Annotated in this window: 13 protein-coding genes and 1 pseudogene; 8 read left to right on the top strand and 6 right to left on the bottom strand. The window is 67.9% G+C overall.

The annotated features are described in order from the left end of the window. Positions 1-27: 27 nt before the first annotated feature. The 3 genes from KCH87_RS09030 to KCH87_RS09020 all read left to right on the top strand — a co-directional run bounded on the left by KCH87_RS09030 (position 28) and on the right by KCH87_RS09020 (position 3035). Positions 28-981 (top strand): D-2-hydroxyacid dehydrogenase family protein, encoded by a 954-nt coding sequence (locus KCH87_RS09030; RefSeq protein ID WP_210585403.1) that lies wholly within the window; start codon positions 28-30, stop codon positions 979-981. Between the two features lie 9 nt (positions 982-990). Beyond that, a complete protein-coding gene (locus KCH87_RS09025; RefSeq protein WP_210585402.1) occupies positions 991-1872 on the top strand; it encodes an alpha/beta fold hydrolase in 882 nt (293 codons plus the stop codon). A gap of 338 nt (positions 1873-2210) precedes the next feature. Continuing rightward, positions 2211-3035, top strand: a complete 825-nt coding sequence (locus tag KCH87_RS09020) for an alpha/beta fold hydrolase (RefSeq protein ID WP_210585401.1) — start codon at positions 2211-2213, stop codon at positions 3033-3035. A 502-nt stretch (positions 3036-3537) separates the two neighbouring features. On the opposite strand, the gene KCH87_RS09015 is transcribed toward KCH87_RS09020, so the two are convergent. The 4 genes from KCH87_RS09015 to KCH87_RS09000 form a co-directional block, all read right to left on the bottom strand. Continuing rightward, positions 3538-4143: a TetR/AcrR family transcriptional regulator gene (locus KCH87_RS09015; protein WP_210585400.1), complete on the bottom strand. Its 606-nt coding sequence runs from the start codon at positions 4141-4143 to the stop codon at positions 3538-3540. Between the two features lie 179 nt (positions 4144-4322). After that, the gene (locus tag KCH87_RS09010; RefSeq protein ID WP_210585399.1) at positions 4323-5177 is read right to left on the bottom strand and encodes an alpha/beta fold hydrolase; all 855 of its coding nucleotides are present in this window, start codon (positions 5175-5177) and stop codon (positions 4323-4325) included. A gap of 117 nt (positions 5178-5294) precedes the next feature. Next, positions 5295-6041 carry an SDR family NAD(P)-dependent oxidoreductase gene (locus KCH87_RS09005; protein WP_210585398.1) on the bottom strand — a complete coding sequence of 249 codons (747 nt, stop codon included), beginning with the start codon at positions 6039-6041 and terminating at the stop codon, positions 5295-5297. A gap of 33 nt (positions 6042-6074) precedes the next feature. Continuing rightward, positions 6075-6794, bottom strand: a complete 720-nt coding sequence (locus tag KCH87_RS09000; protein ID WP_210585397.1) for an SDR family NAD(P)-dependent oxidoreductase — start codon at positions 6792-6794, stop codon at positions 6075-6077. Positions 6795-7012: 218 nt separating this feature from the next. On the opposite strand from KCH87_RS09000, the gene KCH87_RS08995 reads away from it, so the two are divergent. The 5 genes and pseudogenes from KCH87_RS08995 to KCH87_RS48925 form a co-directional block, all read left to right on the top strand. Then, positions 7013-7369: a VOC family protein gene (locus KCH87_RS08995; protein WP_210585396.1), complete on the top strand. Its 357-nt coding sequence runs from the start codon at positions 7013-7015 to the stop codon at positions 7367-7369. 29 nt (positions 7370-7398) lie between these two features. Next, positions 7399-7773 carry a DUF427 domain-containing protein gene (locus tag KCH87_RS08990; protein ID WP_210585395.1) on the top strand — a complete coding sequence of 125 codons (375 nt, stop codon included), beginning with the start codon at positions 7399-7401 and terminating at the stop codon, positions 7771-7773. A gap of 216 nt (positions 7774-7989) precedes the next feature. Further along, the gene (locus KCH87_RS08985) at positions 7990-9108 is read left to right on the top strand and encodes an alpha/beta hydrolase (RefSeq protein ID WP_210585394.1); all 1119 of its coding nucleotides are present in this window, start codon (positions 7990-7992) and stop codon (positions 9106-9108) included. A gap of 116 nt (positions 9109-9224) precedes the next feature. Next, positions 9225-10100 (top strand): helix-turn-helix transcriptional regulator, encoded by an 876-nt coding sequence (locus KCH87_RS08980; RefSeq protein ID WP_308298788.1) that lies wholly within the window; start codon positions 9225-9227, stop codon positions 10098-10100. 140 nt (positions 10101-10240) lie between these two features. After that, positions 10241-10540, top strand: a pseudogene (locus KCH87_RS48925) (DUF6193 family natural product biosynthesis protein); the annotation flags it as partial. Positions 10541-10660: 120 nt separating this feature from the next. Here KCH87_RS48925 and KCH87_RS08975 read toward each other — a convergent pair. Together KCH87_RS08975 and KCH87_RS48920 are read right to left on the bottom strand one after the other, a co-directional pair. Continuing rightward, positions 10661-11083: a hypothetical protein gene (locus KCH87_RS08975; RefSeq protein ID WP_210585393.1), complete on the bottom strand. Its 423-nt coding sequence runs from the start codon at positions 11081-11083 to the stop codon at positions 10661-10663. Between the two features lie 54 nt (positions 11084-11137). Continuing rightward, positions 11138-11881, bottom strand: a complete 744-nt coding sequence (locus KCH87_RS48920; protein ID WP_308298787.1) for a nuclear transport factor 2 family protein — start codon at positions 11879-11881, stop codon at positions 11138-11140. Between the last annotated feature and the right edge of the window lie 28 nt (positions 11882-11909).

The following is an 11909-nucleotide window of genomic DNA, read 5'->3' as shown; positions in this document are numbered from 1 at the left end:
CTGGACGAAAGACGGAGGTTACCCACGATGGCCACCCAGATGAAGATCGCGATTCTCGACGACTATCAGAACGTCGCGACGAGCCTGGCCGACTGGGGCTCGCTCGCAGCCGAGGTGGTCGTTTTCACCAAGCCGTTCGCCGATGCCGACGAGGCGGTCCGTAGCCTCGCCGGGTTCGACGTGCTCGTGGCCATGCGGGAGCGCACGCGGTTCCCGGCCGACGTCCTGGAGCGGCTGACCGACCTTCGACTCCTGGTCAGCACCGGCCCGGCCAATGCCGCCATCGACCTCGCGGCCGCGCACAGGCTCGGTATCACGGTGTGCGGGACCCGTTACGAGTCCCATCCCACCATTGAGCACACCTGGGCGTTGATCCTCGGTGCCGCGAGGAATCTGGTCGTCGAGGCGGAGTCGATGCGCACCGGTGGCTGGCAGGTATCGGTCGGCGAGGGGCTGCACGGCAAGACTCTCGGCATTCTGGGTCTGGGCCGCATCGGCTCTGGAGTGGCGCGGGTCGGACAGGCGTTCGGAATGGAGACCATCGCCTGGAGTCAGCACCTGACCCCCGAGGCCGCCGCCGAGCACGGCGTGCGGGCGGTGACGAAGGAGCAGTTGTTCACCGAGAGCGACGTGCTCTCGGTCCACGTGCTGCTGAGCAAGCGCACGCGCGGGCTGGTCGGTGCGGCAGAACTACGGTCGATGAAGCCCTCGGCCCTCTTGGTCAACACCTCCCGTGGGCCGGTCGTCGACGAGGTCGCCTTGATCGACATCCTGCGCGACGGCGCGATCCGAGGGGCCGCCCTCGACGTGTACGACGTCGAGCCGCTGCCTGCGGACCATCAGTTGCGGGCGCTGCCCAACGCGCTGCTCACGGGGCACATCGGATACGTGAACCGCGACTTGTACGAGATTTTCTATCAAGACTCCGTCGAGGACATCGCCGCATTCCAGGCGGGTTCTCCCTTGCGGCTGATGAAGTAGGAGTTGAAGATGACGACCCGACCGACCGACACACCGCGTCACTCCCATGTGACGGCTCCGACGCAGTTCGTCACGGCGAACGGGATTCGGTACGCCTACCGGCGCTTCGGCACTGAGACCGGCACGCCGCTGGTGTTCTTGCAGCATTTCCGAGGTGGTATGGATCACTGGGATCCGGCGGTCACAGACGGACTGGCCGCGAATCGTCCGGTCATTCTGTTCAACAACACAGGCGTCGCAAGCTCCAGCGGCCAGACCCCGGACACCGTTGAAGCGCAAGGTGATGACGCGGCCGCGTTCATCCACGCGCTGGGCCTGACCCGCGTCGACATCCTCGGCTTCTCCATCGGCGGCTATGTCGCGCAGGCCCTCACACTCCGCCACCGCGGACTGGTCCGCAGACTCGTTCTCGCCGGCACCAAGCCCCGAGCCGGCGACGACACGGACCGGCACCCCGACGTGAACGACGTAGCCACCCGGCATGAAGTACCGACTCTCGAGGACTTCCGGTTCCTCTTCTTCGAGCCGACACCGACCAGCCAGGCCGCCGGTGAAAGGTTCTGGGAGCGTCGCCACCAGCGCACCACTGACGTAGACCCGCCGACGTCCAAGCAGACCATGCACGCGCAGACAGCCGCGATCGTCGACTGGAAGCTTCCGCACGGCGAGCCTTTCGCCGAGCTCGAGACGATCACTCAACCGACCCTGGTGGTCAACGGCCGGCGCGACGTCATGGTCCCCACCATCAACTCGTACCACTTGGCCCAACACATCCCCGCCGCCCAGCTCATCGTCTACCCCGACGCCGGCCACGCCTCGCTCTTCCAGTACCCGGAACTGTTCGTCGCCGATGTGGGGCGCTTTCTGGACCGGCCGGTTGCCTTTGCCTGATCAGTGTCTCGATGCCTTGGTCATGACGCAGGCCGACCGTCCCCGCAGGTTTGCCCGCGCCGATCAGGAGGCCAGCGTTGCGAGATTTGACATAAGTGTAATCGGTACAGCGCTGCCCAGACGAGCCCCACTGCATGCAAGTACGCAGCATCTCTCCAGAATCTTGCACGCGACAACATCGCCCATCCCATCTTGTCCAACAGTAGTGAACGAGATACGGTTATGTCATACGGAGATCGGCTGACACCGCAGAGTCCGGGCTGGACCGCCGTTGCGAAGGCTCCCCTCCCGTTGGTGCCCGTCTGGTCAGCATCCACTTGTTCAGGCAAGGAGCCCTCATGGCGACCTCAGCAATGATCCCGAACAGCGACATAGTGTTTCGCCGCGACGGAGTAGGCGACCGCGCCGTTGTGTTCATGCACGGCTGGATCGACGACCTGCACGTCTGGGACCCGGTCATCGCGGAACTGTCAGGCTCCGGGTTCGAGACCGTGCAGTTGGACCTGGCGGGCTTCGGAGACCGCACGCCGGCAAATGGGCCGTTCACGTTCGACCGGTTCGCCGCCGACCTGTTGGCCGTCGTCGACGCGGTGGACAAGCCGTTCGTGCTAGTCGGCCACAGCATGGCGGCCCCCATCGTCGAACTTGTCGCCGAGGCGCGCCCCGAGGGCGCGTTGGGCCTGGTACTTCTGGCACCCATTCCGATGGCCGGAGCCCGGTTGCCCGACGAAGTCATCGAGAACTTCCGCTCGTTGGCCGGAGCGGAGGCGTCGGCAATTCAGGCCATGCGTCAGCAAGCGGGGCCGTCGGCTCCCGAAGCCGAGTTGGTCCGCATCGCCACGGTAGCCGCGAAGGCGCGCCCCGAGGTCGTACGGGCCACAGCCGACCTATGGAACAACGGTCACCCCATCGAGCGGCCTAGCGGGTTCTCCAATCCGGTGCTGATCCTGGCGGGGAGCGACGACCCGATCGTCACCTCGAAGGTCGTCGCCTCCGCGGTGGTGGCGCGGTTCGACTCGGCGAAGACGACCACGACGGAGATCGAGAAGTGCAGCCACTGGCCGCACATCGAGCAGCCCTCCCTCGTAGCAGCGCAGATCAGTCGTTTCCTGGCCAGCAGGCTCGCGACCGAGGCAGTCGGTGCGGACGCAAGGCACAGCTAGATCGATGGGCCCGTGACCGGGCCGACGCGATCGATGCCGGCCTCAGAAGACCGGCGCTGGGCCTCACCCGGGTCAACGTCCTCGGTTTCTCGATCGGCGGCTACGTCGCGCAGGCCCTCACCCTCGACCACCGCGACCTGGTACGCAGGCTCGCCCAAGCGGCGCTGTTCTTGGCCGCAGACGACTCGAGCTTCGTCACAGGCATCGAACTGTTCGTCGACGGCGGCCGAGCACAGATCTGATATCGCGACGCATTTTGACACGCAGCGGCATCGATCGGTGGCGTACTACGGAACGCGGACGGAGTTACTGTAGGCACGCCAGTTGATCTTAAGTTTCTGGGATGTTCTACGAAGGCGTCGGCTCTGATCGAGGGGCAGACGGCGGTGGACGCCAGCCACCCATCGGTGCCTTCACCGCCCAGCGTTTCGGGATCGGGGTGAATCCCCTCGGGAGCCCTGGTTGAGCTGGTCCTCGGCGGGAGCTCCGGCGTCTCACCGGATTACTGCCCGGCGTCGACCAGTTCCTTGTTCCTGGCTGCAGCGTCGAACAGCGCCGCGGCTGCCACGCGGGCGGTCGTCGCCGCGGAGGGGTCCCGGTCCATCCGCGCCGAGACTCCCGCGCCGTCGTACAGCAGGTGCAACTGCCGTGCCAGGTCTTCGGGGTTGGCGATGCCGGCCTCCTGCGCCAGATCCGTGAACAAGGTCCGCACCCACAGCCGGTACCGGTCTGTGGCGCACTCGACGGGGCTGCCGGGTCGGGCCTCCGCGCTGGCCGTCATGTGTGCGCAGCCGTTGAAGTCGGGCTCGGTGAACAGCTGGCCCTGTGCGTCGAAAACCCCCAGCAGCCGCTCGCGTGGCGTCCGGAACCGGGTCAGGGCGCGTTCGACCTGTGCGCGGGTGTTGGCGTGGCGGGCGTCGAGGTACGCCTGGACCAGTTCTTCCTTGCTGCCGAACAGGTTGTAGAGCGAGGCCTTGGCCACGCCGGCCTTCTGCACGATGCGGTCGATGCCGACGGTCTGCACGCCCTCGCTGTAGAAGAGCTCGTCGGCGGCGGCCAGCAGACGCTCACGCGCGGACGGTTTCGCGGCGGTGGCCTTGCTGGGCATGGGGCTTTCCTTCCTTCAGACCAGTGGTTCAGTTTACAGCTCCGCTCAGGGGCTTTTTCGGCTGCTGGTCATGGTTAACAAGGCTAGACAGGTCTGTCTTCCCGAGCCATGTCCGGAGGCGGTCACCGCGCTGCGGGACCGCCTCCGGACATGGGGTCGGCTATCGGGTCGTCGGGTTCCTAGCCGTCGAGGAAGAGCTTGGTGTGGGTGACGAACCGGTCGGGGTACTGGAAGTGGGCGCCGTGGTTGGCGTCCGGGTAGAGGATCAGCTCGGCGTTCGGCAGGAATTGCTGGAGGATGTACGAGTTGATCGTCGGGATGATGATGTCGTCGGTACCATTGACCACCAGGACCGGGATCTTGATGTTCTTCAGGACCGAGTACGCGGGGTCCTTCGTGGTGCCGTACGTGTGGATCGCGGCGCCCTGGCCGGCGTAGACCTGCTCACCGAACGGGGAGGCGTCACGCTCCTTGCGGGCCACGATCCGCTCGACGTATTCGCGGCCCAGCTTCTGGCTGGTCTCGCTCGGGGCGAACAGGACCGGCAACCACATGTCTTCCTGCCGGGGCAGCTTGACAGTGAACAGTGCGGCGGTCTCCGCCGGCGTCTCGCCGATGCCTACGCCGCCGCGCGGGCCTGTGCCGACCAGGACCAGCATGCGGGCCAGGTCGGGGCGCTGGATGGCGACCTGCTGGGCGACCAGGCCACCCATGGAGTGGCCGACCAGGTCCACGCTCGCCAGCCCGAGGGCGTCGATGAACGTCCCGGCGTCGGTAGCCATCTGCTCAATGGTGTCCGGGACGAGGCCGCTGGTGGACGCCACTCCGGTGTTGTTGAACAGGATGACCTCGCGGTCGGCGGCGAATCCGTCGCTGATCGCCGGGTCGTGGTCATCCAGGTTGCCGATGAAGTGCTGGAAGAACACGACCGGGGTCCGGCCGGCGGCCGCATTGCCGAACCGCCGGTAGGCGAAACGGATGCCGCCGGCCTCGAGGAACTGGGTCGGGGCGGTGTCGTGGGTGTGGTCGGTCATGGTGGCGCTTCTCCTTGAATCAGTGTGTGGAGGCGGGGCGGTGGGCCGGACGGCGGTTTCTGGCAGCCGCACGTAGGGCATCCGGGCACGCGGGGGGCGTTCACCATGCGGAGCGGATCAGTTGGCGGTGTGGCCGCCGTCGGCGTTGAGGATGTGGCCGGTGATGAACGACGCATCGTCCGATGCGATGAACACGATCGCGGCGGCGACCTCCTCCGACAGGCCGAGGCGGGCCAGCGGAACTTCGCTCACCAGGGCCGCCTTGTTCTCCGGCGTGCCGGTGAAGCGGGTCAGCATGCCGGTGTCCGTGGGGCCCGGGGCCACGCCGTTCACGCGGATTCCCGAGGCGGCGACCTCCAGGGCCACCGACTTGGTAATGCCTTCCACGGCGTGCTTGCTGCCGACGTAGACGGAGGCCCCGGCCGCGCCCTCGTGGCCGTACGTCGAGGAGACGTTGACGATGCTGCCGCTGCCCTGGTCCTTCATGACGCGCACCTGGTGCTTCATGCTCAGGAGCACACCGAGGACGTTCGTGTCGAACGTCGCGTTGTACGTCTCCGCACTCTGTTCGGTGATCGGGCTGGGCCGGCCTTCGGTGCCGGCGTTGTTCACCGCGACATCGAGACGGCCGAAGCGGGCGACGGTCTCGTCGACCATGGCGCGCACCTCGTCCTCGTCGCGGACGTCGGCGTTGATGAACTCGGCCCACGAGCCGAGCCCGCGCAGCTCCTCGACCAGGGCCTTGCCGGCCTCATCACGGCGTCCGGTGGCGACCACACTCGCGCCCTGCCTGGCGAAGGCGACGGCGGCGGCACGGCCGATGCCCGTGAGGGCACCGGTGATCAATACGACGGGCTTGTCCATGGTTTTGCTCAGTTTCTGTAGATGCGGTGGGGGTCAGACGGCGGTGCGTCCGCCGTCGGCGGGGATGACTGCGCCGGTGATGTAGCCGGCGGCCGGCGAGGCCAGGAACGCGATGACGTCGGCGATCTCCTCGGCCTCCGCCGTGCGGGCCAGGAGCGTGGTCTTGCCCAGGGCCGTGAGGTTCTCCCTGGAGGAGCCGCCGGTGTAGACCGGTCCGGGGGCGATGGTGTTGATCCGCACGCCCTGAGGGCTGTACTCGGCGGCCCAGGAGCGGGTCAGCGAGGTGAGCGCGGCCTTGGTGGCGCTGTAGGCGGCCCCGCCCGCCAGACCCACTTGCCCGGCCATGCTGCCCAGGTTGATCACGACGCCCTCGCCGCGCTCGGCCATCGCCGGCGCGATGACGGCCGTGAGGTAGTAGGCGCTGCGCACGTTGGCGTCGAACAACGCGTCGAACGTGCCGGGCTCCAGGTCGGCGGTGGGCCCGAACCAAGAGAACCCGGCGTTGTTGACGAGGACATCGACGTCCTTGGCCGCAGCCGCCAGCTGCATGATCGCGCGGACATCGGCGAGGTCGGCGGTATGGAACTCGGCCCTGCCGCCCGAGCTCTCGATCTCCTTGACCACCGCGGCCCCACGCTCGGCGTCGCGGCCGTGAACCAGGACCTGGAATCCGTCCCGGGCGAGCTTCAGCGCCGCGGCCCGGCCGATACCGGACGTCGCGCCGGTCACAAGGGCTGAACGTGTTTCGGTCATGGCCGTGCCTCCTACTGATTGGTTAGACCGGTCTGTCTACTTCTTGGGCTCAGCTAAACAGACCTGTCTGGTCTCGTCAACTCCCGGACGGATGATCCAACACTTCTGGCGCCTCAGACTGGCGTTTGACGTGGGCGAGAGGTGGTGCCTACGGTTACAGCGCCAGAGAGACAGACTGGTCTAATCAGTCGACGAGAGCAGAGAGCAAGGAGCAGCGCATGAGCACGACGAAGTTCTTCGGCGCGTCCTTCGACGCCACCGACGCCGCACGCGTCGCCCGGTTCTGGGCCGCAGTCCTGGACCGCAAGGTCGCCGACGGGGCCGACGAGCACGATGCCGTCGTGGAGGCGGGTGATCCCGGCAGCGGACCGCGGCTGGCCTTCCACAAGGTTCCCGAGGCCAAGAGCGTCAAGAACCGGTTCCACCCGGATCTGATCACCGGCGACTACGAGGGAGAGACCGCGCGTCTGCTCGCGCTCGGGGCGACGAAGATCGGCGAAGTCCAGCGAAACGGCGCCCGATGGACGACGTTCGCCGACATCGAGGGCAACGAGTTCGACCTCATCGCCGGCTGAGCCACCCGCACCAGAGCGAGGAGAGAACCATGACGGCACAGGAACCCAAGATCCCCGGACCCGACCACCCGATCACCATCGAGACCACCGGCGTGCGCGTGGTGGCCGGCATCGGTCCGCATATCGTCGCCGACACCACCAGGGCCCTGACCCTGCGCGAGGCCAACTACCCGCCCGTCCAGTACATCCCGCTCGACGACGTCGACCAGACGCTCCTCGCACCCAGCGCCACCCAGACGTACTGCCCCTACAAGGGCAACGCGTCCTACTACAGCATTGCCCTCGCCGAGGGCGGCCCGGCCGACGCGGTGTGGTCCTACTCCGAGCCCTACGAGGCGGTCGCGGACATCGCCGGCCACGTTGCCTTCTACACCGACCGGGTGGAAGTCGTGGTCGGGGCCTAGCAGCCAAGGAGGCCACCGGCCGCCTCTCTCCGGAGACGGTCTGAGCGACATCCGCTCGCCCGCAGCGACCAGTCCCTCTCACGGCCCTGCGCCCCAACCCGTCGGCCACGTGCCCACCAGGCACTGTGGGTGGTACTGACGTCACCACCTTTGATCGTTTTGTTCCGATGGGTCGCGGTAACCCCTGATCAGGGGTTACCGGATCAAGGAGCGCTCATGTTCAACTACTTCCCGAAGAACTACATGTGGTCGTCGGCGTTGATGTTGTCGATCATGGCCGGTGGCGACCTGGGGCAGATCGACCGCCAACTCGCCCCCTTGCGCGAAAGCGAAGAGGCGGACACCGACGCGTGGACGAAGGCGTGGGACAGCGCGGGCGCGTTGCAGGCGGAGTTCGCCGAGGAGGACCTTCGCCGCGGATTGCGGCGTAGCGCCGTCAACCGGTTCCTGCGCGCATCCGCCTACTACCTGACCGGCGAGCGGCAGACCCCGCCGGGGCCGGAGAAGACGAACAGCTACCAGCGAGCGTGTGCGGCGTTCACAAAGGCCGCCGCGCTCATGGACCGTCCGCTGGAGCGGGTGGAGGTCGAATCACCGGACGGGATCCTGCCCGGCTACCTCATCCCCGCCCGCGATGTCGACGGCCCCGCCCCCGTGGTGATCTTCTACAACGGTTTCGATGTCACCAAGGAACTGCTGTACGGGTTCATCCGCGACGAATTCGCCGACCGCGGCATCGCCTGTCTCGTGATCGACACGCCCGGTACGGGGGAGCCGCTGCGGCTGCGCGGCGTGCCGTCCCGACCCGACTACGAGGTTCCCACCACCGCGATCGTGGACTACCTCGTCACGCGCCCGGACGTCGACCCCGCCCGGATCGGGCTGCTGGGCATCAGCCTGGGCGGCTATTACGCCCCGCGCGGCGCCAGCTTCGAGCACCGGATCAAGGCCGTGGCCGCGTGGGGCGGAGTATGGGACTACGGCGCGCTGTGGCAGCACCGCTGGGACACCCGGTCCAAGCACACCCCTGTGCCGTTCTGGCAGCTGCCGTGGGTGATGGGCACCGAGACGATGGAGCAGGCACTGGCGCGGGTCCGGGACTTCAGGCTCGCTGATGCGATCCCGCACCTGACCCAGCCGCTGCTGATCGTGCACGCTTCGGACGACAAGGGCATCCCGTTGTCCGACGCGGAGCAGGCGTTCGAGGCCGCCGGCTCCAGCGACAAGGAACTGCGTGTCTTCGACGGCGTGGACGGCGGCGAGGAGCACTGCAACGTGGATGACCCCGATCCCGCGCGACAGGCGATCGCCGATTGGTTCGCTGACCGGCTGTGACTCCCCAGCACTCGACTCCGGCGGCAAGGGATGGCGGCAGTCGGCGGCTTTCCGCCGGCCCCACTCAGGCAGGCGATGCAGGCCAGGGCATCGTGCCCAGCCGTAGAATCGAAGCCGTGGCGGCTTCGACCAACGAGTTCGGCGCGACGCTGCGCGGCTGGCGGGACCGGGCGACTCCCGAGGAGTTCGGGCTGCCCACGGCTGCGAACCGGCGGGCCCGCGGCCTTCGCCGCGAGGAACTCGCCCGCCTGGCAGGTGTGTCCACCGACTACCTCGTCCAGCTCGAACAGGGCCGCGCGAGCGCACCGTCGGTCCAGGTACTGACCGCGCTGGCCCGTGCCCTGCGCCTGACCGACGCCGAACGCGAACACCTGTTCCGGCTCGCTGGGCACCTGGTACCCGAAGACAAGCCCATCACCGGCGCGCTGCCACCCAGCACGCGCCGGCTGGTGGAGCAGCTTTCGGGAAGCCCCGCAGCCGTCTACGACGCGGGGTGGAACCCGGTCGCGTGGAATGCGATGTGGGCCGCGGCGATAGGCGACCCGCTGGAGCGCCCCGAACCCGAACGCAACATGGCGTGGCGACAGTTCATGGAGTTGCCCACACACGTGGTGCGCACACCCGATCAGCAGCACGAGTACGAAGAAGCCATCGTCGCGGACCTGCGGTCGAGCTCCGGCAAGTACCCGGCAGGCCAGCGCCTGGCGCAGCTGATCAGCGACCTGCGCGAGGCCAGCCCGAGGTTCCACAAGCTATGGGACCTGCGTCGCGTCGGTCTCTACGAACAGGAACACAAGACCATCGACCATCCGCGACTGGGGGTGCTGCACGTGGACTGCGACATCCTCACCACACACCGCAACGACCTCCGGGTGGTCGTCTACACCGCGGCTCCCGGAAGCCCGTCCGCCAAGGCTCTGGAGGATCTCAGCGCCAGCTGCGCCGACGACCTGCGCTTGATTGACCTCCCTCCAAGAACAAGCGCGGGATGAGGCCGATCAGCGCAAGGAGCACCGCAAGGCACTGAGGGCGAGGCACCCGCCCCGGCGATCGCGACCGGTGACAGCCCGATGGCTGCTGTGAGCCTGACGGCCTTGCCCTGCTCGCCGCGGCGCCGGGGGCCTGCCGGAGCGTGCCTCCCAGCAGGCCCGGTCAGCCGCTCGGGAAGCGACGCTTCGGTGCGGTTCCGGCTGCGCGGAGGCGGCCGAATCGGACGTGCCTGCCGGTGTTCGGGCCCCGTGAAGCGTGCGCGATCTGGCCGTCCGCGCCATGCTCCGGGCAAGGCGTCGAGCCTGCCCGAACACCGCCGGGCCTTCCTGGCGGGCGCTACCTCGTCGCTGGGCCGTCCCGTTCCCAGATCGTCGGGGAGGCGGACACCGCCGAGGAAGCCGTTGCTCTGGTCGTCGGTGGTCTGCCGCCAGGCTGCGGCCCAGCGGTCGTCGGGGGCCGGGAGGAACTCGACGGAGTACAGAATCCGCACGGTTCACCACCGCGCCCGAGTCCCGGTCCTCAGGGAACGAACACCCGGGACCCGGGCGCGGCGCGACTTGGTTCACTCCTTGCCGAGCAGTCTGCGGGCCGTCTGGACGATCTCGGGGTTGGTGTAGGCGTGCCCGGCGATGCCCCAGCCGCCTTCCACCGCCTCGCACAGCGCCACCCACGTCCGGTCGGCGAGACCAGGGTCCTGCGCGGCTCGGGCGATCAGGGCGGTGATCTCCGCGACGACGCCGAGTTGCTGTTCGCGGTTGAGCGCTCCGGCGTTGGTGGTGACCTGGACGCGGACGTGGTTGCCCGCGCCGGCCGCAGTGGAGATCGCGGCGGGCTCCAGGTCGTGGATGAACGCTGCGGTGTTGTCGGAGAAGAAGGGGATCTCGGGGACCTGCTCCCAGTGCATCAGCGTCCTGGCGAGGTCCTGGGCCAGGGTCTGCTTGTCGGCGAACGTTCCGGCAGCGGCCATCACATCGATCAGCGGCATGAGCTGTCCTCCCTGTCCTCTCGTATCTGGCGGAAAGTTGGCGCGCCAGGGGTGTCAGGGCTCGTCGGGGAACGCGGTTCCGTACATGGGCAGACCGCTGGCGGAGTTGGTGCGGGAGGCTTCGTCCTCGATGACGTCCCAGTGCTCCTTGAGCAGTCCGTCTTCGATGCGGACGAAGTCGACGGCGATCCACGGCCTGGGCTGGCCGTGGCCGCTGAACCGGCCGCGGACCATGACCATGTCGTCCTCGGCCATGGTGAAGTCGACCTCGTGCCTGAAGTGCGCGGGCAGGGCTTTGATCAGGTCGAACAGCCCGTCACGTCCGGGGCCGATGTGGGCGCTGTGCTGGATGTAGTCGGGGGACCAGTAGCGTTCGGCGGCGCCGTAGTCGCGCCGGTTGAACAGGGTGTCGAACGCTTCAAGGACAAGGGCCCGATTCTGCTCGGGCGTAGTGGTGGTCACGGGTTCTTCTCTCTCTCCAGGTCGGTGTGCCGGTGCGAAGGGCGTGGTGGAAGCACCCGTCCTCCGGGTCGGCACAGGCAACTGAGGTGTCGGCCGGCTCCAGGCGGCTTCACCCGCCGGCTCGACGACAGGCACCGGGATCTCACGTCGGCCGGCGGCCCGGTCCGTGGCAAGGTCGGCGTCGGGCGTGTCGGTGGTCTTCCGCCGCTCGTCCTGTTCCGTGCCGGCGACCTCGCCCGCTCGGCGCAGGACCGGGTGACCCTCAACCAACTCGGCGGCCACCGCGATGTTGCCCCGGCCGTCGGCGCACTGCACGGTCTGTGCCGGCAGCGCCACGCCCCGCGCCGGCCTGCCCGCCCCTCCG

The sequence above is a fragment of the Streptomyces sp. GESEQ-35 genome (genome assembly GCF_017948485.1).
GTDB lineage: Bacteria > Actinomycetota > Actinomycetes > Streptomycetales > Streptomycetaceae > Streptomyces.
Note: the sequence above shows the minus strand (reverse complement) of the source record. Positions and strands in the feature narration are given on the sequence as shown.